27 protein-coding genes are annotated in these 22,242 nt (G+C 67.9%); 9 read left to right on the top strand and 18 right to left on the bottom strand.

All coding sequences use genetic code 11. The features are described from left to right. Positions 1 to 14 precede the first annotated feature (14 nt). Positions 15 to 998 (top strand): DNA polymerase III subunit delta, encoded by a 984-nt coding sequence (gene holA, locus ACM6LR_RS28745; RefSeq protein WP_414944926.1) that lies wholly within the window; start codon positions 15 to 17, stop codon positions 996 to 998. Between the two features lie 52 nt (positions 999 to 1,050). Here the strand turns inward: holA and rpsT are convergent, their stop codons facing one another. Beyond that, positions 1,051 to 1,311, bottom strand: a complete 261-nt coding sequence (gene rpsT, locus ACM6LR_RS28740) for a 30S ribosomal protein S20 (protein ID WP_414940551.1) — start codon at positions 1,309 to 1,311, stop codon at positions 1,051 to 1,053. A gap of 361 nt (positions 1,312 to 1,672) precedes the next feature. On the opposite strand from rpsT, the gene ACM6LR_RS28735 reads away from it, so the two are divergent. Both ACM6LR_RS28735 and ACM6LR_RS28730 read left to right on the top strand, forming a co-directional pair. Continuing rightward, positions 1,673 to 2,551, top strand: a complete 879-nt coding sequence (locus ACM6LR_RS28735; RefSeq protein WP_414944925.1) for an EamA family transporter — start codon at positions 1,673 to 1,675, stop codon at positions 2,549 to 2,551. 23 nt (positions 2,552 to 2,574) lie between these two features. Beyond that, positions 2,575 to 2,949, top strand: coding sequence for a VOC family protein (locus ACM6LR_RS28730; RefSeq protein ID WP_414944924.1), 375 nt, complete (start codon positions 2,575 to 2,577; stop codon positions 2,947 to 2,949). Here the strand turns inward: ACM6LR_RS28730 and ACM6LR_RS28725 are convergent. Next, the gene (locus tag ACM6LR_RS28725; RefSeq protein WP_414944923.1) at positions 2,946 to 3,533 is read right to left on the bottom strand and encodes a class I SAM-dependent methyltransferase; all 588 of its coding nucleotides are present in this window, start codon (positions 3,531 to 3,533) and stop codon (positions 2,946 to 2,948) included. The genes ACM6LR_RS28730 and ACM6LR_RS28725 overlap by 4 nt on opposite strands. A 113-nt stretch (positions 3,534 to 3,646) precedes the next feature. Between ACM6LR_RS28725 and lepA the strand changes: the two genes are divergently transcribed. Then, positions 3,647 to 5,485 carry a translation elongation factor 4 gene (gene lepA, locus ACM6LR_RS28720; protein ID WP_414940547.1) on the top strand — a complete coding sequence of 613 codons (1,839 nt, stop codon included), beginning with the start codon at positions 3,647 to 3,649 and terminating at the stop codon, positions 5,483 to 5,485. A gap of 51 nt (positions 5,486 to 5,536) precedes the next feature. On the opposite strand, the gene ACM6LR_RS28715 is transcribed toward lepA, so the two are convergent. From ACM6LR_RS28715 to ACM6LR_RS28705, 3 genes are all read right to left on the bottom strand, one after another. Next, positions 5,537 to 5,983 (bottom strand): pyridoxamine 5'-phosphate oxidase, encoded by a 447-nt coding sequence (locus ACM6LR_RS28715; RefSeq protein ID WP_414940545.1) that lies wholly within the window; start codon positions 5,981 to 5,983, stop codon positions 5,537 to 5,539. 20 nt (positions 5,984 to 6,003) lie between these two features. Next, positions 6,004 to 6,147, bottom strand: a complete 144-nt coding sequence (locus ACM6LR_RS28710; protein ID WP_414940544.1) for a hypothetical protein — start codon at positions 6,145 to 6,147, stop codon at positions 6,004 to 6,006. A gap of 331 nt (positions 6,148 to 6,478) precedes the next feature. Then, on the bottom strand, positions 6,479 to 8,242 hold the full coding sequence (locus ACM6LR_RS28705; RefSeq protein WP_414940543.1) for a family 20 glycosylhydrolase: 1,764 nt from the start codon (positions 8,240 to 8,242) through the stop codon (positions 6,479 to 6,481). Positions 8,243 to 8,395: 153 nt separating this feature from the next. Here ACM6LR_RS28705 and ACM6LR_RS28700 point away from each other — a divergent pair, with 153 nt between their 5' ends. Then, the gene (locus tag ACM6LR_RS28700) at positions 8,396 to 9,445 is read left to right on the top strand and encodes a nitronate monooxygenase (protein WP_414940542.1); all 1,050 of its coding nucleotides are present in this window, start codon (positions 8,396 to 8,398) and stop codon (positions 9,443 to 9,445) included. Here ACM6LR_RS28700 and ACM6LR_RS28695 read toward each other — a convergent pair. From ACM6LR_RS28695 to ACM6LR_RS28685, 3 genes are all read right to left on the bottom strand, one after another. Then, positions 9,420 to 10,895 carry an amino acid permease gene (locus tag ACM6LR_RS28695; protein WP_414940541.1) on the bottom strand — a complete coding sequence of 492 codons (1,476 nt, stop codon included), beginning with the start codon at positions 10,893 to 10,895 and terminating at the stop codon, positions 9,420 to 9,422. The genes ACM6LR_RS28700 and ACM6LR_RS28695 overlap by 26 nt on opposite strands. Positions 10,896 to 11,029: 134 nt before the next feature. After that, a complete protein-coding gene (locus tag ACM6LR_RS28690) occupies positions 11,030 to 12,073 on the bottom strand; it encodes an alpha/beta fold hydrolase (protein ID WP_414940540.1) in 1,044 nt (347 codons plus the stop codon). Positions 12,074 to 12,247: 174 nt separating this feature from the next. After that, positions 12,248 to 13,213, bottom strand: coding sequence for a zinc-binding dehydrogenase (locus ACM6LR_RS28685; RefSeq protein ID WP_414940539.1), 966 nt, complete (start codon positions 13,211 to 13,213; stop codon positions 12,248 to 12,250). 60 nt (positions 13,214 to 13,273) lie between these two features. Here ACM6LR_RS28685 and ACM6LR_RS28680 point away from each other — a divergent pair, with 60 nt between their 5' ends. The 3 genes from ACM6LR_RS28680 to ACM6LR_RS28670 are packed head-to-tail and all read left to right on the top strand — an operon-like array spanning position 13,274 to position 14,324. Further along, positions 13,274 to 13,477, top strand: a complete 204-nt coding sequence (locus ACM6LR_RS28680) for a hypothetical protein (RefSeq protein ID WP_409496266.1) — start codon at positions 13,274 to 13,276, stop codon at positions 13,475 to 13,477. Between the two features lie 11 nt (positions 13,478 to 13,488). Further along, positions 13,489 to 13,968, top strand: coding sequence for a ribonuclease domain-containing protein (locus ACM6LR_RS28675; RefSeq protein ID WP_414940538.1), 480 nt, complete (start codon positions 13,489 to 13,491; stop codon positions 13,966 to 13,968). Then, a complete protein-coding gene (locus tag ACM6LR_RS28670; RefSeq protein WP_414940537.1) occupies positions 13,965 to 14,324 on the top strand; it encodes a barstar family protein in 360 nt (119 codons plus the stop codon). Before ACM6LR_RS28675 ends, ACM6LR_RS28670 begins: the two co-directional genes overlap by 4 nt. Here ACM6LR_RS28670 and ACM6LR_RS28665 read toward each other — a convergent pair. From ACM6LR_RS28665 to ACM6LR_RS28620, 10 genes are all read right to left on the bottom strand, one after another. After that, entirely contained in the window at positions 14,321 to 15,094 is a 774-nt protein-coding gene (locus tag ACM6LR_RS28665) for an enoyl-CoA hydratase-related protein (protein ID WP_414940536.1), read from the bottom strand. The genes ACM6LR_RS28670 and ACM6LR_RS28665 overlap by 4 nt on opposite strands. 74 nt (positions 15,095 to 15,168) lie before the next feature. Continuing rightward, complete coding sequence (locus ACM6LR_RS28660; RefSeq protein WP_414940535.1) at positions 15,169 to 15,345, bottom strand: hypothetical protein; 177 nt, start codon at positions 15,343 to 15,345, stop codon at positions 15,169 to 15,171. 28 nt (positions 15,346 to 15,373) lie between these two features. Continuing rightward, positions 15,374 to 16,123, bottom strand: a complete 750-nt coding sequence (locus ACM6LR_RS28655; protein WP_414940534.1) for a sirohydrochlorin chelatase — start codon at positions 16,121 to 16,123, stop codon at positions 15,374 to 15,376. Next, positions 16,120 to 17,382 (bottom strand): sulfate adenylyltransferase subunit 1, encoded by a 1,263-nt coding sequence (locus ACM6LR_RS28650; protein WP_414940533.1) that lies wholly within the window; start codon positions 17,380 to 17,382, stop codon positions 16,120 to 16,122. The genes ACM6LR_RS28655 and ACM6LR_RS28650 overlap by 4 nt, the downstream gene beginning before the upstream one ends. Further along, positions 17,382 to 18,332: a sulfate adenylyltransferase subunit CysD gene (gene cysD / locus ACM6LR_RS28645; protein ID WP_414940532.1), complete on the bottom strand. Its 951-nt coding sequence runs from the start codon at positions 18,330 to 18,332 to the stop codon at positions 17,382 to 17,384. The genes ACM6LR_RS28650 and cysD overlap by 1 nt, the downstream gene beginning before the upstream one ends. A gap of 11 nt (positions 18,333 to 18,343) precedes the next feature. Beyond that, positions 18,344 to 19,039 carry a phosphoadenylyl-sulfate reductase gene (locus tag ACM6LR_RS28640; RefSeq protein ID WP_414940531.1) on the bottom strand — a complete coding sequence of 232 codons (696 nt, stop codon included), beginning with the start codon at positions 19,037 to 19,039 and terminating at the stop codon, positions 18,344 to 18,346. Next, the gene (locus ACM6LR_RS28635; protein WP_414940530.1) at positions 19,036 to 19,188 is read right to left on the bottom strand and encodes an Insertion element protein; all 153 of its coding nucleotides are present in this window, start codon (positions 19,186 to 19,188) and stop codon (positions 19,036 to 19,038) included. Before ACM6LR_RS28635 ends, ACM6LR_RS28640 begins: the two co-directional genes overlap by 4 nt. Then, entirely contained in the window at positions 19,185 to 20,879 is a 1,695-nt protein-coding gene (locus tag ACM6LR_RS28630) for a nitrite/sulfite reductase (protein ID WP_414940529.1), read from the bottom strand. The genes ACM6LR_RS28635 and ACM6LR_RS28630 overlap by 4 nt, the downstream gene beginning before the upstream one ends. Positions 20,880 to 20,915: 36 nt before the next feature. Beyond that, entirely contained in the window at positions 20,916 to 21,002 is an 87-nt protein-coding gene (locus ACM6LR_RS28625) for a putative leader peptide (protein ID WP_360907593.1), read from the bottom strand. Positions 21,003 to 21,155: 153 nt separating this feature from the next. Continuing rightward, a complete protein-coding gene (locus ACM6LR_RS28620) occupies positions 21,156 to 21,728 on the bottom strand; it encodes a TetR/AcrR family transcriptional regulator (RefSeq protein WP_414940528.1) in 573 nt (190 codons plus the stop codon). An 82-nt stretch (positions 21,729 to 21,810) separates the two neighbouring features. Here ACM6LR_RS28620 and ACM6LR_RS28615 point away from each other — a divergent pair, with 82 nt between their 5' ends. Next, the gene (locus ACM6LR_RS28615) at positions 21,811 to 22,224 is read left to right on the top strand and encodes a VOC family protein (protein WP_414940527.1); all 414 of its coding nucleotides are present in this window, start codon (positions 21,811 to 21,813) and stop codon (positions 22,222 to 22,224) included. Positions 22,225 to 22,242: the final 18 nt, after the last annotated feature.

Raw genomic sequence — 22,242 nt, 5'->3', positions numbered from 1 at the left:
GCAGGATCGTCACCGTGACGACGCAAGCTTCCGCCCCATCGCCGCTGGTCCTGGTTCTCGGTGAGGAAGAGCTGCTGATCGAACGCGCCGTCCGCGGCGCTTCGGACGCGGCCAAAGCGGCCGATCCGACGGCGGACCTCACCCGGATCAGGGTGTCGGACCTCACAGTCCCCGCGCTCGCGGAGATGGTCAGCCCCTCACTGTTCGCCGAGGGCAGGGTGATCGTCCTCGAATCCGCGCATGACATCTCGCAGGAGCTCGCCGACGGGGTGATGGCTTACGTCAAGGCGCCCGCCGACGGCATCGTGCTCGTCGTCGTGCACAGCGGAGGCGGTCGGAGCAAGGCTGCGAAGGCGCTTCCCGCGGCCTTGAAGAAGGCCGGGGCGGAGGTCGTCGAGTGCCCGAAACTGACCAAGCCCGCCGAGCGGGAATCCTTTGTCCGTAACGAGGTCCGCCGGGTCGGCGGGAAGATCGACGGTGCCGCCGTGCTCGCGTTGATCGACGCCGTCGGCTCGGATCTGCGCGAATTGTCGTCGGCCGCGACACAGCTCGTCGCGGACGCCGGGGGAACGGTCGACGAGCAGGCGGTCCGCCGCTACCACCGGGGCCGCGCGGACGTGAACGGGTTCGCTGTCGCCGAGAAGGCCGTCGCCGGGGACATGGCGGCGGCTTTGGAGTCGCTGCGCTGGGCGATGCAGCTGGGTGTTCCGTACGTGCTGGTCGCGGACGCTCTCGCCGACGCCGTCCGGACGATCGCGCGGGTGTCCGGCGCCGGTCGCGGGAACCCGAACCAGATGGCGGGTGAGCTGGGGATGCCGCCGTGGAAGGTGCGCAAGGCGCAGGGGCAGGCCCGCGGCTGGGGGCAGGACGGTCTCGCCACCGCGATGCGGGTCGTCGCCCGGCTCAATGCCGAAGTCAAGGGTGTCGCGGCAGACCCGGAGTACGCACTGGAACGCGCCATCCTGGAAGTCGTCGCCGCCCACGGCACAAGCCGCTGAACATGGCGAAGGGCCCCGGCGACTCGCGTCGCCGGGGCCCTTCGAAAGCCGATCAGAGAGAGTTCGCGCGCTTCGCGAGCGAGGACTTCTTGTTGGCGGCCTGGTTGGCGTGGAGAACGCCCTTGGTCACGGCCTTGTCCAGCTTCTTGGCCGCGTCTTTCTGCAGTTCCAGCGCCTTGGCCTTGTCGCCGGAGTCGGCGGCCTCGCGGAACTTGCGGATCGCGGTCTTCACCGAGGACCGGATCGCCTGGTTGCGCTGACGCGCCTTCTCGTTGGTGGTGATGCGCTTGATCTGCGACTTGATGTTGGCCACGGGGGCGCTCCTCTTGAATCTCTCGGTGGTTTCACCGCCGCGCTGTGACCGGCCCTGCGCGCTCGTGAAAGCGGCGCGGGTTTCCTCCATGACGGAATGCCACACAGCGATGAAGGGGCAAGCTTAACAGTCGTCCGAGGGTGGATCGCGGCCGCCTCCGGACGAGTGTTCGGGGTACGGTGATGAGCGTAGTGCCTAGGGTTCCGTCGCCTGCCCGTTCAGCGAAACACACAATCAGGGCAGGTGGGACAGGTCCGAGCGGCACCATCGGCGGGGCTGGAGGCGCCACCGTTCATCTGACGGGACAAAAGCCTGGAGGACCGATGTTTTCCGTGTGCGCGGAAAACATGAAAGGTCCGTAGTGAACGTCACCGCCCTGTCCCTCGTCATCATCGCCGCCGTCATCCACGCGGGCTGGAACCTGGCCGCCAAACGAATCCGTCGCGGCGGAGCCCGGTTCGTCTGGGCCTACTACAGCCTCTCCGCGGTCCTACTCGCTCCCGCCATGGCGGTCTCACTGGCCGTGGAGCCGCAACGTCCACAGTGGACGTGGCTGCTCGCGGCCGCGGTCACCGCCGTGTTCCACGTCACCTACGGGGTCGTCCTCCAGCGGGGTTACGCAGTCGGGGATCTGTCCGTCGTGTATCCCGTCGCCCGCGGTACCGGGCCGTTGATCTCGGTGCTCGCGGCCGTCGTGCTGCTCGGTGAGCGGCCGGGGCCACTCGGGCTGGTGGGCGCGTTCCTCGTGGTCGCCGGGGTGCTGGTCATCGGTACCGGGCGAGCACCTGCCCACGCCGACGCCGCGGACCGTGTCGCTCGCCGCAAAGGCGTGGGGTACGGGCTCCTGACCGGGCTCACGATCGCCGCCTACACGCTGTGGGACGCGCATTCGGTCACCGGTCTCGGTGTCCCGCTGATCGTCTACTTCGGGACCGGCGCGATCGTGCAGAGCCTGCTCATGACGCCGTACGCGCTGAAGGACCGCGAAGAGGTCTCGTGGCTCTGGCGTGAGCACAAGCGCGAAGTCTTCATCGTCGGCCTGCTCTCGCCGGTCGCCTACCTGCTGATCCTCTACGCCCTCCAGATCGCCCCGGTGAGCCTCGTCGCACCCGCGCGGGAGCTGAGCATCGTTTTGGGCGGCCTGGCCGCCTGGCTGGTCCTGGGTGAGTCGAACGCCGCCCGCAGGCTGGCCGGGTCGGCGGTGGTGCTGGCGGGCATCGCCGCGATTGCGATGGCCTGAACCCATCCGGTAGGGATTGATCCATGGACGTGCTGAGCAGCAGGGTGCTGATCCACCCGGAGGACCCCGACGTGTCGACGGCGTTCTATCGGGACACTCTTGGCCTGGCGATCGACAAAGAGTTCCCCGGCGGGACGGTGTTCTTCGCCGGGAACGGGTCGATCGAGATCGTCGGTACCGGGAAGACCGGCCCGACCCCCGACGTCGGCTTGTGGCTCCAGGTCCGGGACCTGCCCGCGGCGCTCGAGGAACTCGCCGCGAAGGGGTTGGAACCCGTCCGCGGAGCGCGTCGTGAACCCTGGGGTCTGGACGAAGCGTGGATCGCGGATCCGGACGGCACCAGGATCGTGCTGGTCGAGGTACCGCGGGGGCATCCGTTGCGCACCGACCCGCGCTAAGCGGCGGGTTTGACCGCGCGGAGCTGAGCGGCGAGTGAGGCGCCGAAGCCCGGCGGGTCCCAGGTCCAGGTCTGTAAGTCGGTGAAGCCGGCCGCGGCCGCTTCGTCGGCCAGCTCGTGCCGGGACACCGGCAGCCACTTCTCGTGCGCGGAGAGCAGCAGCCTGCCGCCCGGCCGCAGCACGCGGAACAGTTCGTCGAACCCGGCCGCCCGGTTCTCCCACAGCTGCACGTTGTTGACGGTCAGGATCACGTCGACACCTTCGTCCGGCTCACCCGTGGAGTCCGCGGTGCCGCGCCGCAGCTCGACCTTGTCGCCGCACCGGCGGCGGGAGCGGGCGAGCATCTCGGGGGACGGGTCGACGCCGATCACCCGGCCCGCGTGTTCGGCCGCGGCCTCCAGGCCGACACCGGGGCCAGTGCCCACGATGAGGGCTGTTTCGCCGGACTCGATCGACGCCAGTTCGACGACGCGAAGTTCGGTGGCAGCGTTGCCGTGCGCCATCGCCAGGCCACCGAACCGGCCGAGCAGTCCCCTGGGATGGCCGAACGTGTTCTCGAGCATCTGGGTCAGTGAATTACTCATACTTCGAGGGCACCACAGCGTGACACAGGCCGCATCGGGGATGACCCCCACTCGCACCCGGAGCGGCATGGGACCATAGAGCTGGCACACCCCGACCTTCGCGAGGAAACCCGTTGACGACGTTCGCCGACACGACCTTCACGCCCCCGGAGCTCATCCGGAACTTCTGCATCATCGCGCACATCGACCACGGCAAGTCGACCCTGGCCGACCGGATGCTGCAGCTCACCGGCGTGGTCGAGGAACGGGCCATGCGGGCTCAGTACCTCGACCGGATGGACATCGAGCGGGAACGCGGGATCACCATCAAGGCGCAGAACGTGCGCCTGCCCTGGAAGGTCGACGGTCAGGACCACGTCCTGCACATGATCGACACCCCCGGCCACGTCGACTTCACCTACGAGGTCTCTCGCGCGCTCGAAGCGTGTGAAGGGGCGGTTCTGCTGGTCGACGCCGCGCAGGGGATCGAGGCGCAGACACTCGCGAACCTGTACCTCGCGCTGGAGAACAACCTCCAGGTCATCCCGGTGCTCAACAAGATCGACCTGCCGTCCGCCGACCCGGACAAGTACGCCGCGGAGATCGCCCACATCATCGGCTGCGAGCCGTCGGACGTGCTGCGGGTGTCCGCGAAGACCGGCGTCGGGGTCGGGGAGCTCCTCGACGCGGTCGTGAAGCAGGTGCCCGCCCCGCAGGGCGACGCGGACGCTCCGGCAAGGGCGATGATCTTCGACTCGGTGTATGACACCTACCGGGGTGTCGTGACCTACATCAGGGTCGTCGACGGCAAGATCACCCCGCGCGAGCGGATCAAGATGATGTCCACCGGCGCCACCCACGAACTCCTCGAGGTCGGGATCATCTCGCCCGAGCCCAAGGTCAGCAAGGGGCTCGGTGTCGGCGAGGTCGGCTACCTGATCACCGGCGTGAAGGACGTCCGTCAGTCCAAGGTCGGCGACACCGTGACCTCCGAGCGCAACGGTGCGAAGGAGGCCCTCGCGGGCTACCGCGAGCCGAAGCCGATGGTCTACTCCGGCCTGTATCCGGTGGACGGTTCGGACTACCCCGAGCTGCGTGAGGCGCTGGACAAGCTTCAGCTCAACGACGCCGCGCTGGACTACGAGCCGGAGACGTCCGTCGCGCTCGGCTTCGGCTTCCGCTGCGGTTTCCTCGGCCTGCTGCACCTGGAGATCACGCGCGACCGGCTGGAGCGCGAGTTCGGCCTCGACCTGATCTCCACCGCGCCCAACGTGGTCTACGACGTCGTCCTCGACGACGGCAAGGAAATCCACGTGACCAACCCGTCGGACTGGCCGACCGGGAACAAGATCGACAAGGTGCTCGAGCCGGTCAGCAAGGTGAGCATCCTGGCGCCGTCGGAGTTCATCGGCACGATCATGGAACTGTGCCAGAACAAGCGCGGTTCCCTGCTCGGCATGGATTACCTGTCCGAGGACCGGGTCGAACTGCGGTACAACCTGCCGCTGGGTGAGATCATCTTCGACTTCTTCGACACGCTGAAGTCGCGTACGCGCGGCTACGCGTCGCTGGACTACGAAGAGGCGGGCTCGCAGGCGGCGGACCTGGTCAAGGTGGACATCCTGCTTCAGGGCGAGGGTGTCGACGCGTTCTCCGCGATCGTGCACAAGGACGACGCCTACAACTACGGCAACCGCATGGTGAACCGGCTCCGGGAGCTGATCCCGCGGCAGAACTTCGAGGTGCCGATCCAGGCCGCCATCGGGGCCCGCATCATCGCCCGCGAGACCATTCGCGCGATCCGCAAGGACGTGCTCGCGAAGTGCTACGGCGGTGACATCTCGCGTAAGCGCAAGCTGCTGGAAAAGCAGAAGGAAGGCAAGAAGCGGATGAAGACCGTCGGCCGGGTCGAGGTTCCGCAGGAGGCCTTCGTCGCCGCATTGTCCACCGAGGACAGCGGCAAGAAGAAGTAGGTACTACTCGCGAAAGGCCGCCCGGAGCGTTACCGGGCAGCCTTTTTCGTGTCAGCGATTCCCGCTGATGCGGTTCGCCGTGACGAAGACGGCCACGCGGCGTTCGGCGGCCATCACACGGTCGTACTCGTCCCAGTCGTCGTGGGTCCCGGTCGCCGCGACGAACACCTCGCGCAGCAGCCCGGGGAGTCCGCTCGGGTCGAAGTCCGGGTCCGGGTCGTCCGGGCCGATGAGGTGGACGGTGCCCTGGACCGCTGCCCATTCCCAGCCGCGGCGGAAGGTGATCGTGGCGTGGCCCGCCCGGCGGAAAAGGTCTAGTTTCTGCGCCCCGCCCACGGCGACGAAACCGACCCCGGGTGCTTTCGTGACCGGGTCTTCGATCACCCCGGCGTTCACCACCGACGAGTGCACGGTGCCGTCCGCGCGGACCGTCGAGACGGTCGCGAGTCCGTTTTCGCGTAAGGAAAGAGTGCGAACGAGTTCGAGATCAGTGGCCATGGAGCCACCGTAGCGCTCGGTCAGCCGTTCGCGGCCCGGCGAGCGGCCAAGGCGGTCCGGAGGGCGGCGACGGTGGCGTCGAACTCCTGATTCGGCTGCCAGTAGAAACCGGGATTCTCCTCGCTGGTTCCCGAGCCGGAGGCGAAGGGCGATTCCTTCCCCATGCCTTGGAATTTCGTCGGCACCCGTGAGGAAGTTCGGCCCGAGGTCTTCAGCCTTCGAGATCATGATGAACTTCGAGATGTCTCCCCAGGGGATGTGCCGTCGGAGGAAGAACCGGCCTTCTTCACGGACTCGAATCCCGGACGGCCGCTGTGAGAGGACGGGCATCGCCGTCCCGCAGCCCGCCGCCAGCCAGAGAGTCAAGAACGGAATTACGAAAACCAGGGGGCGACCAGGTGCCGATGGCCGTTTGCGCCCCATGCCGCAAAGCTTAGGAGGAAGAGGGACCGGGCCAGTGAGGATCGGAGAATACTCACCGGCCCGGGCCCGGGCTCAGCAGGTGCCGTTGTCGCGCCAGACGCCCCATTGGCCGCCCGCGCCGGGTTCTTCGCCCTGCGTCCACCACTGTGCCGCCCATTTGTGCCCGTTGTGGGAGACAGTGGCCCCGCCGGTGTAGACGGACGCGCGGTCCCACGCCGGGAGCGAACAGGTGCCCGGGTTGCCGGATCCCGTTTCCCAAGGCACCTGGCTCGACGCGTAGTAGCCGATGCCCTGCGCCTGCCAGCGCGGGGCCTGTGCGCCGAGGCGTACCCGGAAGGCGTTCCAGTCGTGGGTCGACCAGGGAGACCAGCCGAGTTCGGCATGCGCCGGGAGCCGCGGGAAGGCCAGGTAGTCGATGTTCGCCGGGGTCACCACGGTTTCGGTCCACAGCGGGGATTCGACGCCGCGGACGGCCGATTCCGGCACCCCGGAGAGGTAAGCGCCCGGGTTCCAGTTGTAGGCGTCCTGTACCTCGATGTAGCCCGCCCACGAGAGTCCGATCGGCGAGCTGGAGTTGTACTTCATGTCCAGGTACGCCTTGTTCGCCGGCGACAGGATCACCTTGCTGCCGCGGGCGACGGCGTTCGAGACCTCGGTGCTGGACGTCGTCGTGCCCCAGAACTGCGGGGTCGCCGTGGCGGGCAGGGTGGCCTTGCCGATTTCGTGCCAGCCGACGACCTGCTTGCCGTTGGCGGCCACCATCGGCAGTACGCGGTTCATGAAGGCGCGGTAGTCCGCGTCGGTGGTGGCTTGGGCCTCGTCACCGCCGAGATGGAAGTACGGGCCGGGGGTCAGCGCGGTGACCTCCCGGATGACGTCGGCGACGAAGGTGTACGTGATCTCCTTCGAGATGCACAGCGAGCTATACCCGACCGCGGTGTCGGTACGCAGCGGGGGAGCGGTGTTGTTGCAGTTCAGTTCGGCGTATGACGCTTGGGCGGCGTTGGTGTGTCCGGGCATGTCGATCTCCGGGATGACCGTGATGAACCGCGAAGCCGCGTAGTTCACGATCTCGGAGTACTGCGCCTTGGTGTAGTAGCCGCCGGCGCCGCCACCGACCTGAGTGCTTCCGCCGTAGGTGGTCAGGCGTGGCCAGCTGTCGATCTGGATCCGCCAGCCCTGGTCGTCGGCCAAGTGCAGGTGCAGGTTGTTGATCTTGTACTGCGCCAGCTGGTCGATGTACCGCTTGACGCTCGCGACCGGGTGGAAGTGCCGAGCGACGTCGAGCATCGCGCCGCGATAGCCGAACCGCGGATAGTCAAGGACGTCGGCGCCCGGGATCGTCCAGGGGCCCTGCTGCACGGTGGCGCTCTCGATCTTGCCGGGCAGCAACTGTCGCAGCGTCTGGACGCCGCCGAAGAGGCCTTGTGCCGTGGACGCGCGCAGGATGACCGAAGCAGACCTCGAGCTCAACTGGTAGCCCTGGTCGCCGACCCGCGCGTCAGCGCCGGACAACAGGAGTGAGATGCCGTCGGCGGGGGTGCCCGCCGGCGCGTCCGAAACGGGCAGGGCGAAGCCGGTGGACTTGCGCAGCACTTCGGCGAGGTAGTCGCCGACCGCCTTGGCGGGCGCCGAACCGGCCTGGGTGTAGATCTTGGTGTTCGCGGTCAGGGAGTGATCCGAGCCGGTGACGGCTTGGGCCGAGACCGGAACGGGGACGATCGCCTGCAGTTTCGGGGTGGTGGCGTCGGCGACGGGGGCTGCTGCGGTGGTGGCGCCGGCGAGCAGCGCCACCCCGACGAAGGCGCGGCCCAGCCGCTTTCTCAAGGTCTTCACCGTGGCCTCCAGGAGACAGGGGGACGTGACCCACGTCACGACTGGAGCGATCGTCGCATTTTCGGCGTGAAAGGTCTAGACCATCAGTGAGAAGTCTTGGAGTGACTCGAAGGTCACATTCCGTGCCGCCGCGAGGGGACTATCGTCGGAATCGTGTTCGAAGACCTGCGTTTCCCGGTGATAGTGGCTCCGATGGCGGGCGGGCCGACCACTCCCGAGCTGGTGGCCGCGGTGACCGCGGCGGGTGGTTTCGGCTTTTTGGCGGGTGGCTACCTGAGCGCTGATGCCCTCGCGGACCGGATGGGAGAAACGGCCGAGCTGACCGGCGAGCCCTTCGGCGTGAACCTGTTCGTCCCGGGTGGCGCCGCGTCGGCGGATCTCGGTGAACACATCGAGCGCTGGCGCGCGGAGGCCGCACGCTACGGCGTCGAGCCCGGCGAGCCTCGCTGGGACGACGACGCGTACGCCGCGAAACTCGCTGTCGCCCTGGAGCGGAAGGTACCGGTGGTGTCCTTCACCTTCGGCACGCCTTCACCTGAGGACGTCGAACGCCTGCACGCCAACGGGAGCAACGTGGCCGTCACCGTCACCAGTCCGGCTGAGGCCGATCAGGCCGTCGCGGTCGGTGCGGACGCCCTCGTGGTCCAGGGATTCGAAGCCGGAGCGCATCGAGGGATCTTCGCTGACGAGCCCGGAGCCGAAGGCGGGGGAGGACAGTACGGCGTACTCAGCCTGCTTCGGCTGGTCTCGGCGCGGACGGACTTGCCGCTTGTCGCGACCGGAGGGCTCGTGCATGGCGCCGACATCGCCGCGGTGCTGGCGGCGGGTGCCGTCGCGGCGCAGCTGGGCACCGCGTTCTTGCTGGCGGACGAGGCCGGGACGCAGCCGGCGCACCGGAAGGCGCTGGCGGACGGCGGCAGGCCGACCGCGTTCACCAGGGCGTTCAGTGGACGTCCCGCCCGCTCGCTGGTCAATCGTGCGGTCGCGGACTTCTCGGCCACGGCGCCGTCGGCGTATCCGGAGGTCAACAACTTGACCAAGCCGATCCGCGCGGCCGCGGGAAAGGCAGGGGACCCCGAAGTGATGTCTCTCTACGCGGGGCAGACCTACGAACTCGCGGGCTCCGGCCCGGCGGCGTCGATCATCGAACGCCTCCAGGCCGAAGCCCGCGAAGCCGCTACGCGTTTGAGTCGTCTCCGCTGACCTGTTTCGCGTCACCATTATTCGCGTTCATCGCGGAGTGACGGCGGCTGTAGGCGAAGTAGATCAACAGGCCGACGACGAACCAGGCCGCGAACCGAAGCCAGGTTTCCGGGTTCAGGAACGTGATCAGCCAGATCGAGAAGACGATGCCGATGATCGGCACGACCGGCATGCCCGGGGTCTTGAACGTACGCGGCAGGTCCGGCTGCTTGTAGCGCAGCACGATCACCGCGATGCAGACGACGACGAACGCGAGCAGGATGCCGATGTTCGTCAGTTCCGCGGCCTCGCCGATGGGCAGCAGCCCGGCGATGATCGCCGACGCGATGCCGAGCACCCAGGTCATCCGGTTCGGCACCTTGCGCACCGGGTGGGTCTTGCCGAACCACTTGGGCAGCAGGCCGTCGCGGCTCATCGAATAGCCGACCCGGCTCGCGCCCATGAGGAAGGTGAACAGCACCGTGGTGATACCGATGATCGCGCCGACCGCGATGATCAGGCCGAGCCACTTCATCCCGACACCGGCGAAGGCGCTGGAGAAGGCGGCTTCGCTGTCGATGTCCTTGTAGTTGACCATCCCGGTCAGGACCAGGCAGGCCAGCACGTAGAGCACCATCGAGATGGCGAGCGAGTAGAGGATCGCCTTCGGCATGTGCTTCTGGGAGTCGGTCGACTCTTCGGCGGCGGTGGACATCGCGTCGTAGCCGAAGACCGCGAAGAACACTGTCGCCGCACCGGTGAACGCGCCGCTGAGGCCGAACGGGAAGAAGTTCGAGTAGTTGTCGGTGTTGATGTGGAAGACGCCGACGACGATCACCAGCAGGACCAGACCGACCTTAAGGTAGACCAGCAGCGTTTCGAACCGGGCCGCGTTCTTCATGCCCTGGTTGAGGATGAAGGCGATCAGCAGGCACAGCAGCACGGCGAACAGGTTGATCTTGTAGGACCCCGGTTCGACGCCTGCCTTTTCGGTGCCCGGCGCGCCCAGCATCCACGTCGGGAGGTCGATGTCGAGGTAGCCGAGTAGCTCGTTGAAATAGCCGGAGATGCCGATCGCGACCACCGCCACGATCGCGGTGTACTCCAGCAGCAGGTCCCAGCCGATGAACCAGCCGACGATCTCGCCGAGCACGGTGTACCCGTAGGTGTAGGCGGATCCGGCGCGGGGGATCAGCCCGGCGAACTCGGCGTAGGAGAACGCGGCGGCCGCGCTGGCGATACCCGCGATGAGGAACGAGATGAGCACGGCGGGTCCGGCCGTCTTGTTCGCGACCGCGCCGGCCAGGGAAAAGATTCCCGCGCCGATGATGCCGCCGACGCCGATCGCGGTCAGCTGGCGCAGGCCCAGCGTGCGCTGAAGCCCGCCGCCGTCACTCAGTTCTTGGATCTGGTCGATCGGTTTGCGGCGGAATACCCCGGACCCCGAGCCCAGGCTGCGCGGTGTGGACATCGTCGTCTCCCAACAGTTGTGCCCTTCGGACTGGGTCACAGTCCGAGTGGAGACTAGGCAAGTGTCGCGAAGCGGCTCCGTTGAGGGTGGTGGTGGGGGCATGGACGGACGTAGCGGGAGACGAGCCATCGCACCTATCCGGCGACGGTGTCCTCGCTCACTTCGGCCGCCACACGAGAGGCGATCTTCGACGGCCTGGCCGCGCCGGCGGAGAAGTAGGTCAGCAGCTCCGAGATCTCGATGGGGTCGTCCAGCTGCGGGCAGTGGCCCCAGTCCTCGCGCACCATCAGCCTGCTGTGCGGGACCAGCGCGTGCAGCTGCCGTCCGGAGGCGGCGCTGACCAGCTTGTCCTTGCCGCAGACGACCACCAGGAGCGGAACTCGGACCTGTTCGAGCCGGTACGCGTCCACGAGTTCTTCGACGAGTTGCCTCGCCTGTTCGAGCCGGGTGGTGGTAGAGCGGTAATCCGGGAACAGCGACGTGAACCGGCGTACCTGGGCGGCGTCCGCGGCGGTGGCGTTGGCGTACAGCAGCCGGGGTACCACCTGCTCGGCGACCGCGCGGACGACGAAACCGGGGATCGGCAGCGGCAACGCCGAATACATCCGCAGCGGCAGCGGATAGCGCGCCATGGTCCGGATCAGCCAGCTGTCCACGAAACCGGGAGCGGCGATCGACACCACGCCCGCGACCGGCAGCCGGTGGTTCTCCGCGGCGCGCAGGCTCATCGTGCCGCCGAGCGAGTTACCCGCGAGCACCACCGTGCCGAGAACGGCCTGTTCCTTGATCACGGCCGCGGCGAAGGCGTCCAGCTGCGGCAGCATCGGGCCCGGCCGCAGTGGTTGTGCGTCACCGAAGCCCGGCAGGTCGACCGCGACCGCCGGAATTCCGGCGGTCGCGAGCAGTTCCAGCACCGGGCGCCAGGTGTCGGCGCTGTCGCAGTAGCCGTGGAGCAGCACCAGTCTCGGCGCCGTGGGCTTGGCGTGCCCGCGCGCGGCCGTCCGCTTGCCGAGCATCCTGCGGGGCGCCCGGTCAGTGGATTCCACTGGCTGCGGCCCGACTTCGAGCACTCTGGTGCGGACACCGGCATAGCGCCGGGAAGAGACGCGGATCGGGTCGGTTTCGGTGGTGGTCCGGCCCCCCGGGTCCGCCGGTTCGGGCCGCTGCGATGCGGTCATGAATCCAGATTAACCACGAGAGGTCGGACTTGGGTCGAACTTTGGTCGTGAAAAGCTCGCCGAGTCATAACGTTCTTGACACTTGACAAGGCCGTAAAATGACGGTTTGACCTGCGGAGATAGGCGCTCATGTGCGTGCTTGATCACGACAAGGGGGAGAACCCACCCCTCCGATCAATGCGTGAAGACCACCTTGCCCGATGTTTCCCCGTCGAGCATGTTCTTAAACCCGGTTTCCGCTTCCGGGAACGGCAATTCCGCGCCGATCTGCGGTCGAACCCCGGTGAGCTCCAGATAAGCGAGGAGATCGGTCAATTCCTCCCTGGTCCCCATCGTCGAACCCGCGATACGCAGTTGCAGAAAGAACACGCGCTGCAACTCCGCGTGAGCGTCCGGTCCGCTGGTCGAGCCCGAAACGACGATGATCCCGCCGGGTTTGAGCGACTTCACCGAGTGCGACCAGGTCGCCTTCCCGACGGTCTCGAAAACCGCGTCGACTCGTTCCGGCAGCCGCGCGCCGGACTCAAAGGTCTGATGTGCGCCCAAATTTTCGGCCAGCGCACGCTTTTCTTCGCTACGCCCCGTCACCCAAACCCGGAATCCGGCCGCGCGCCCGAGCTGCACGAGGGCGGTCGAGACGCCGCCGGAGGCGCCCTGGACGAGCATCGTCTGCCCCGGTCGCAGCCCGGACTTCACGAACAGCATCCGGTAGGCGGTCAGCCAGGCCGTACCCATCGTCGAGGCTTCCGCGAAGGTCAGGCCCGCCGGTTTCGGAACGACGTTGCGCGCCGGGACGACGACCTGCTCGGCGAAGCTGCCCTGGTGTTTCTCGGTCAACAGGCTGCGCTTCGGGTCGAGGGTGTCGTCGCCCTGCCAGCCGGGGGCGTTGATCACGGAGTGGAGGACGACCTCGGTGCCGTCGTCGAGGGTGCCCGCTCCGTCGCAGCCCAGGATCATCGGGAACTGCTCGGGTTTGATGCCGACACCGCGCAGTGTCCACAGGTCGTGCATGTTGAGGCTGGCGGCCTTGACGTTGACCCGCACCCAGCCTTCGGGCACCTCGGGTTCGGGTCGCTCGCCGATCACGAGCGAGTCCAGCGGCTTTTCGGCGTTGGGTTCGGAAGCGTAAACGGCGAACATGTCAGCAACCTACCTGGCCTGACCGACGGTGGCAGCAGGTGCGCGCGTAGGGTCACACTTGTGTTCAACGGGCTTGCTGACTGGTGGGACGGCGTCGAGCTGTGGCTCGCGCAGGCCCCGTTTCCCGTGCAGTTCGTGCTGGTCATGGCGGTCGTCGTGCCGCTGTGCCTGGTCGCGGCCTGGTTGCTCGACACGGTCTTCGGCAAGGTCGCCCGGCTCTTCGGCGCGGCCCGCGATGCGAACGACTCCGACCGGCCATCCTAAGCTGGCGAACCATGTTCAACCGTAGGCGGATCACCGCCGCCCTGATCGGGCTGATCGTGCTGGTGCTCGCCGGCTGGTTCGTCAAGGACGGCATCAGCGGTGACGACACGAAGAGCACTTCGGCTCCGGCGAGTTCGTCCAGCGCGGCCGGAAAGCCGGGCGGGACCGAGGTGAACCAGGGCAAGGTCGCGGGCGAGGAGTCGGGTCTCCCGGTCAAACCGCTCACGGGACTTCCCCCGCAGGCCTCCGACACCTGGAAGCTCATCAAGGCTGGCGGGCCGTACCCGTATCCGCGCAACGACGACGTCACCTTCCAGAACCGGGAGAAGGTCCTGCCCGCCAAGGATTCCGGCTACTACCGGGAGTACACGGTCAAAACGCCGGGCAGCCAGGATCGCGGGGCCAGGCGGCTGGTGACCGGCACCGGCAAGGAGCTGTACTACACCGGTGACCACTACAAGTCCTTCGTCGTAGTGGACGCCGACCGATGAGCGCGGCCGAGAAGAGTGAGGCGGAAAAAGCCGTCGCGCGCGGTGCGCATCCGCATCCGATCGACGGCCGCAAGACGACCGACAAGGCTTCGACGTTGGACGCGATCGCGGAAGCGCTGTCCTTCCCCGGCTACTTCGGGAAGAACCTCGACGCGCTCTACGACTGCCTCACCGACCTGTCCTGGCTGCCGCCTGGTGAGCACGTGCTGATCTGGTCCGAGTCCTCGGTGCTCAGGGAGCGTGATCCGAAGGCGTACCTGGCCGTCCGCAGTGTGCTTTCCGACGCGCAGCGGGCGCTGGGGCCGACCGGTGACCGATCGGACTCCCGGCGCCTCACCGTCGTGCTGCCTGTTTAAGCCTCAGGAACCCAGTTCGGCTTGCGCTTCTGGGCGAAGGCCGTGATGCCCTCCTGGCCCTCTTCGCTCGCGAAGAACCCGGCGGACAGCTTGTTCATGGCCTCGAAGCCTTCGCTCGGGGTTGCCGGGCGAGGCTTGCTGAGCAATTCCTTCGTCGCCGCGAGCGCCTTCGGCCCGCCGAGGGCGAGGGCCTTGACGTAGCGGGCGACCTCGCCGTCGAGTTCGTCGGCGGTGACGGCCGAGTTCAGCAGGCCGATGTCGACGGCGCGCTTCGCGTCGAAGGTGTCGCCGGTCAGGAACAGCTCGTGCGCGGCACGGGCGTTGAGCCGCGGCAGCACGGTCAGCGAGATGACGGCGGGTACGACGCCGATCCGCACTTCGGAGAAGGCGAAAGTCGCTTCGTGCACGGCGACGGCGATGTCGGTCGCGGCCACCATGCCGATCCCGCCCGCTCGCGCGGGGCCTGACAGCTTCGCCACGACCGGCTTGGGGCTGGTCCACAGCTGCTCGAGGATCTTCGGGAACTCGTTGACGCCCTGGTCGCCCGCTCCGGCGCCGCGGGCTTCCTTGAGATCCATCCCGGCGCAGAACACCGGGCCGGTGTGGGTGAGCACGATGACCCGTATCGCGTCGTCCGCCTGCGCCTTGTCCAGCGATTCGCTCAGCTCGCGTCGCAGCTGGGCGGAGAGCGCGTTGCGGTTGTGCGGGGAGTCCAAGGTGATCGTGGCGGTGCCGCCCACCACGTCGTAGTGCACCAGTTCGTCAGCCATGCCACACCTTCGCACAACGCGGTCCGGCCGGGCAGTGGCCTGCGCCACCCCGCGAAAGGGTGGCGCAGGCGTGTTCAGCCGATCGTCGTCGTGGTGAAGGTCAGGCCCGGGTCGCCGTGGCTGCTGCCCGCCAGCTTCGTTTCGATAGTGCCGAACGTCGAGCCGCCCGCGGCACCCGGCGCGACGATAGCCGGGGCGGCGACGTCGGCGTCCTGGTTGAGCTTGAAGGGCGAGCGGGGGCTTCGCTTCACAAGCGAAGACGACGGTGAGTCGTGCTACTCAGGCGGCGAGCCGGGCGGCGGCGACGTCGTAGCGTTCCAGGACGAGTCCGGCGATCCGCGGATCCGGGCCCAGCGGTCCGGCGACGATGACCGACGGGTCGGCTTCACGGGCCAGCCGCGCGATCCGGTCCGGCAGCAGCCCCGGCGCGAGGAACCAGCCCGCGACCGCGAGCCGCCGTGCGCCGTTGAGCCGCAGCCGCGCGATGGCGGCGGGCACGTCCGGCTGGGCGGCGCCGGCGAAGGCGGGCGTCGCGAGCAGCCCGCGCCGCAGGTGCCAGCGGGTGGTGATGCCGGCGACCGCGTCGTTGGCCGCGACGTTCGACGAGCCGACGCCGGCGAGAAGGACGCCCAGTTCCGGGTCGTCGAGGTCGGCGCCCGCCTCGGTGAGCCGGTCCAGCGCGACCGTCTCGACGACCGGGTCGATGCCCAGCACCCCGGAAACCCGCACGTCGAGGCCCGGGCACTCCGCCGTCACCTCGGCGACGAGTGCGGGCAGGTCGACCCGGGCGTGATAGGCCACGCCGAGCAGCAACGGCACCACGACGACCTCGCGATGACCTTCGGCGTACAACTCGCGCAGGGCGTCGGTCAGCAGCGGCTCCGAGAGGTCCAAAAAGGACTCTCGGATGTCGAGGCCCGGTGCCAGGCCGCGGGAAACGTCGAGCAGGGCCCGGATGGTCGCGGCGGACCGCGGGTCGCGGCTGCCGTGTGCGACGGCGACCAGTGGCGGAGTGAGGCTTGGGGTCATGCGAACCTTTCGCCGACGAGTCCGGCGGCGAGGGTGTCGCCGTCCTTCGGGTCGATGACCAGGAACGCGCCCGTCCGCGGGCTGACACCGTAGTCGTCCACGCCGATCGCCTCGGCCAGCCGTAGGGTGACCTGGCCGATGTCGTTGAGCTCCAACGAATCCGGTTCGTCCACACTGGACAACGTCTGCTCGTCGAAACGGGCGTGGAGTTCGCCGACGATGGCCTGCACCGTCCGCGTGCCGTGCTTCACCAGCACCCGGGCGCCCGGTTTGAGCGCCTTGGCCGAGAGCCAGCACAGGGTCGCGGCGATCTCGTCGGTCACTTCCGGCTGCCGGTCGGCGGCGGCGATCAGATCCCCGCGCGAGATGTCGAGGTCGTCCGCGAGCAACAGCGTCACCGAGGCGCCCGCCCCGGCTTCGGCGAGCGGCCCGTCGGCGGTGTCGATGCCCTCCACCCGGCTGCGGAGGCCTTGCGGGAGTACGACGATCTCGTCGCCGGGACGGACGGTGCCCGCCGCGATCTGCCCGGCGTACCCGCGATAGTCGGGGTGGTCGGCCGTACGCGGCCGGATCACGTACTGCACCGGGAACCGGAAAGGCGAATCGTGCGGATCCGGCGCCACCGGCACGGTTTCCAGGTGCTCCAGCAGGGTCGGGCCGGAGTACCACGGAGTCTTGTCCGACTTCTCCGCGACGTTGTCGCCCTCCAACGCCGAAACCGGCACCGCGAGCACGGAACCGCGTTCGTAGCCCAGGGAAGCGGCGTGCTCCGCGAACTCCTCGGCGATCACGGTGAATGTCGCTTCGTCGTAGCCGACGAGGTCGATCTTGTTCACCGCCAGCACCAGATGCGGAACGCCCAGCAGCGCGAGGACCGCGGCGTGGCGCCGCGTCTGCTCGATGACGCCCTTGCGCGCGTCGACCAGCAGCACGGCCAGTTGCGCGGTGGACGCCCCGGTCACCGTGTTCCGCGTGTACTGCACGTGGCCAGGCGTGTCAGCGAGCACGAAGCTGCGCCGCGGTGTCGCGAAATACCGGTACGCCACATCGATCGTGATGCCCTGCTCGCGTTCCGAGCGCAGGCCGTCCACGAGCAGTGAGAGGTCCGGAGTGGACAGTCCTTTGTCGACACTGGCGCGGGTGACCGCGTCCAGCTGGTCGGCGAGGACGGACTTGGTGTCGTAGAGGAGCCGCCCGACCAGGGTCGACTTCCCGTCGTCCACACTGCCCGCGGTCGCGAGCCGGAGAAGGCTGGACATCAGAAGTACCCCTCACGTTTGCGGTCTTCCATCGCCGCCTCCGACATCCGGTCGTCGGCGCGGGTGGCGCCGCGTTCGGTGAGCCGGGAGGCCGAGACCTCGGCGATGACCTCGTCCACCGTGGCGGCGGTCGATTCGATGGCGCCCGTGCACGAACCGTCGCCGACGGTCCGGTAGCGCACGGTCAGTTCGCTGACGTCCTCGCCCGGCCGCGGGCCGCCCCATGGGCCTTCGGTCAGCCACATGCCGTCGCGCTGGTAGACCTCGCGCCGGTGCGCGTAGTAGATCGACGGCAGTTCGACCTTCTCCCGCGCGATGTAGTTCCAGACGTCCGCCTCGGTCCAGTTGGACAGTGGGAAGACGCGGACTTGCTCGCCGGGGCGATGCCGCCCGTTGTAGAGGTTCCACAGTTCGGGGCGCTGCCTGCGCGGCTCCCACTGGCCGAAAGCGTTGCGGAGACTGAAGATCCGCTCTTTGGCGCGCGCCCGTTCCTCGTCGCGGCGTCCGCCGCCGAAGACGGCGTCGAACTTGTTCTCGGAGATCGTGTCGAGCAGCGGCGTGGTCTGCAGCGGGTTGCGCATCCCGTCGGCGCGCTCTTCGAGCCTGCCGTCGTCGATCCAGTCCTGGACCTTCGCCACGACCAGCCGGAGCCCGTGCTGCTCGACCACGCGGTCGCGGAAGTCGATGACCTCGTCGAAGTTGTGCCCGGTGTCCACGTGCAGCAACGGGAACGGCACCGGAGCGGGCCAGAACGCTTTGATCGCCAGGTGCAGCAGGAGCGTCGAGTCCTTGCCGCCGGAGAACAGGATCACCGGCCGGTCGAACTCGCCCGCCACCTCGCGGAAGATGTGGATCGCCTCGGATTCCAGCGCCGCCAGGTTGTCCGTAGCCAGGGGGGCCTGGGGGGTGCCCCCAGGAACCACAGTTGCCGCCGGTTCGAGCGTGGTCATGTCGTCCCTTCTCAGCCGTGCAAGCCGCACTCGGTCTTGCCCTGACCGGCCCACCGTCCGCTGCGCGGGTCCTGGCCCGGAGCGACCTTGGCGGTGCACGGCGCGCAGCCGATCGACAGATAACCGATGGACACCAACGGGTTCTCGAGGATGCCGTGTTCGCTGATGTAGTCCCTGAAATCGTCGTCGGACCACGGCGCGATCGGGTTGATCTTCACCAGCCCGTTGCGGTCGTCCCAGGTGACGATGGGGGTGTCCGCGCGCGTCGGCGCGTCGACGCGGCGGACACCGGTCACCCACGCCGAATACTTCGCCAGTGTGTTCCGAAGCGGAACGACCTTGCGGAGCTGGCAGCACTGGTTCGGGTCGCGTTCGTGCAGTTTCGGGCCGTACTCCGCGTCCTGTTCGGCGACGCTTCGCGCGGCCTCGGCGTTGACGATCCGCACGCCGGGGTAGACCGCCTGCACCGCGTCGCGGGTGCCGATGGTCTCCGGGAAGTGGTAGCCGGTCTGCAGGAACAACACGTCGACGTCGGATTTGACCTGGGTGGCCAGATCGATCAGGACGGCGTCCTGCATGTTCGACGCGACGATGAAGTCGTCGCCGAACGTCTCCGCGGTCCAGCGCAGGGCCTCGGCCGCGGTCGCCTCCGCGAGCTCCTTCGAGGCGCGTTCGGCGAGTGTCTTGTAGTCGGCAGTGGCGGTCATCCTGGTGACACCTCCGGAAAGGACAGTCCGAGGAACTTCACGGTGAAGACCCGGCGGCAGCCCGAGCACAGCCAGGAGCCGCTCTCATCCGGCCGCAGGTCTTCATCGCCACAAAAAGGGCAGTAGTATGGGGTCGTTCGTTCGGTCACTGCAGGACGCCTTCATCGGCCCGCGCGACCCATTGGGCGAACCGCTCACCGGGTTCGCGGCCGGCGAGATAGGCCCGCACGAGCGTTTCGACATAGTCGGTCAGTTCCGACGCGGTCACCTTGTGGCCACGCAGTTTCCGGCCGAACCCAGCGTCCAGGCCGAGCCCGCCGCCGAGGTGCACCTGGAAGCCTTCGACCTGCTTGCCGTCCTCATCGGTGACGATCTGGCCCTTGAGCCCGATGTCGGCGGTCTGGATCCGCGCGCAGGAGTTGGGGCAGCCGTTGAGGTGCACGGTCACCGGGTTCTCGATCTCGGACTGGATGTCGGCGAGGCGCTTCTCCAGCTCGTCGACCAGCTGGATGGCGCGGGCCTTGGTCTCGACGATGGCGAGCTTGCAGTACTCCAGTCCGGTGCAGGCCATGATCCCGCGCCGCCACGGCGACGGCTCGACCTGCAGGCCCAGGTCGGCCAGTTCGGTCTTCAGCCCGCCGACCTCGGCTTCGGGGACGTCGAGGACCACGAGTTTCTGCAGCGGGGTAAGCCTGACGCGGTTCGACCCGGCGCGTTCGGCGGCCTTCGCGACCGCCAGCAGGGTGGCGCCGGAGACGCGGCCCGCGATCGGCGCGGCGCCGACGTAGAACTTGCCGTCGGTCTGCGGGTGCACGCCAACGTGGTCGATCTGCGTGGCGGGGACCTCGGGCGCCGGGCCGTCGGTCAGCTTGCGCTTGAGGTACTCGTCTTCCAGGACTTGGCGGAACTTCGCGGCGCCCCAGTCCTTCACCAGGAACTTGATCCGGGCGCGGGCACGCAGGCGCCGGTAGCCGTAGTCGCGGAAGACGCTGATCACGCCTTCCCAGACGTCGGGGACCTCGTCGAGCGAGACCCAGGTGCCCAGCCGCTGCCCGATCATCGGGTTCGTGGACAGGCCGCCGCCGACCCAGACGTCGAAGCCGGGCCCGTGCTCAGGGTGGTTCACACCGACGAAGGCGACGTCGTGGATCTCGTGCGCGACGTCCTGCTGGCCCGAGATCGCGGTCTTGAACTTGCGTGGCAGGTTCGAGTAGCGCGGGTCGCCGATATAGCGGCGCTTGATCTCGTCGATCGCGGGCGTGCCGTCGATGATCTCGTCCGTGGCGATGCCGGCGACCGGGGAGCCGAGGATGACGCGCGGGCTGTCACCGCAGGCTTCCATCGTGGTCATCCCTGCCTTTTCCAGCTTGGCCCAGATCGTCGGGACGTCCTCGACCTGGATCCAGTGGTACTGGATGTTCTGCCGGTCGGTGATGTCGGCGGTGTCGCGCGCGTGGGTTTGCGAGATCTCGGCGAGCACGGCCAGCTGATCGGTGGTCAGCGCGCCGCCGTCGAGCCGGACCCGCAGCATGAAGAAGCGGTCGTCGAGCTCTTCGGGCTCCAGCGTCGCGGTGCGGCCGCCGTCGATTCCCGGCTTGCGCTGGGTGTAGAGGCCGAACCAGCGGAACCGGCCGCGGAGGTCGCCGGGGTCGATCGAGTCGAACCCGCGATGGGCGTAGATGTTCTCGATCCGCGCCCGGACGTTGAGCGGGTTGTCGTCCTTTTTGGACCGCTCGTTGGGGTTCAGCGGTTCGCGATACCCCAACGCCCACTGTCCCTCGCCCCGTTTTTGTTTGACCCGGGGTGTGCGGGCAGGGGTTTCGCGCGTGGGCGACGACATGGGAATCCTCCGGCAGATCGTGGTGGTGGCGGGGAGTCAGCGGTTCGTCGCACAGAGCGCGCTCGCCACACGACGGAGGTCCACGTGGCGGCGTGCCACGAGGGTGATTCCGGCGCGGGTCATTCATTCAGCGTGCCACGCGCCCACTATGTGGTCCAGGCCGGTCCGAATAGTGGGAACAACCTTCGGGTGTGACTGTTTCCGCTGGTCCAAGGCCCTCTTCGCTAGTCAAGCCCGAGCCCGTTCCTTCCCGCTGTGACGCAGAACGCGCACGCTTCAAGACGGGAGGACGCGGTCCACGAGTATTCGGATGACGTCTTCGTCGGTGACGTCCGCGAGTACCTCCGGCAGGGTGAGCCGTTCGACGGTGAGCCCGGTCAGCGCGAGATACATCAGCAGCACCTCGGCACGTCCGCCCGGCATTCCGGCCGCGACGTGCCAGTCGACGCTCAGGTCGATGCCCTCGCGGATCGTCTTGGTCAGCTCGGCCGCCAGCTCCGGGCGACGGGTGGCTTCGAGCCGGAGTTCGAGCAGGGCGAGATAGGGCTCGCGGTGTCCGGTCAGCCGTCCCATGAGGTCACCGAGCAAAACGCCGACCCGGTCGTGGGACGGTGTCTCCGCCTGCGGGTTCGCCATCACCTCGGCCGGCGCCGACAGCCGTTCGTGCACGCGGACGCCGACCTCGCCGAGCAACTGGTCCCGGTTGCGGAAGTAGTTGGACGTCGTTCCCGGCGGGACGTCCGCCTCGACGTCCACGGCACGGTAGGTGAGCCCGCGCGCGCCCTCGCGGGCCAGGACGGTGATGGCGGCGTCGGTGAGGGCGGTCCGGCGCTCCGGATTGTGTCGCATCGGAACAGTCTCCTTGCCTCGGTCAAACCACTATGGGTATAGTACTACGCATCAAGTGGTTCGACCGGGAGGAAAACACCAGATGCAACTCAGCGGTTTCGGTGCCTGTGTGCTCGTCGACGACATCGCCGGTACCACCGCCTGGTGGAAGCGGCACCTGCGGTTGACGGTGACGATCGAACTGGACTGGTTCTCCAGCCTCAACGTCGGCGTGCCGGGCTATGAAATGAGCTTCGCGAAGCGCGGCCACAAGGCCACGCCAGAGCCTTGGCGGTCGCAGGAGGCCGCAGGCTCGATGGTCGGGCTCATGGTCGCCGACGCGGCGGCCGAGTACGAGCGGCTGCGCGGGGAAGGGGTCAAGATCGTCACGGAACTCGTGGACGAGGAATTCGGTCAGCGGCACTTCTACATCGAGGACCTCAACGGCTTCCTGATCGACATCATCGAGGTGATCCCGCCGTCGCCGGAGTGGCTGGCCGCGAACGGGTTGGCCTAGTACCGGTTCGAGGCGGTC

The organism is Amycolatopsis sp. cmx-11-32, assembly GCF_047608695.1.
In the GTDB taxonomy this organism is placed as follows: Bacteria; Actinomycetota; Actinomycetes; order Mycobacteriales; family Pseudonocardiaceae; genus Amycolatopsis.
The sequence above is the reverse complement of the archived record's forward strand: the minus strand, read 5'-3'. Positions and strand labels throughout refer to the sequence as shown.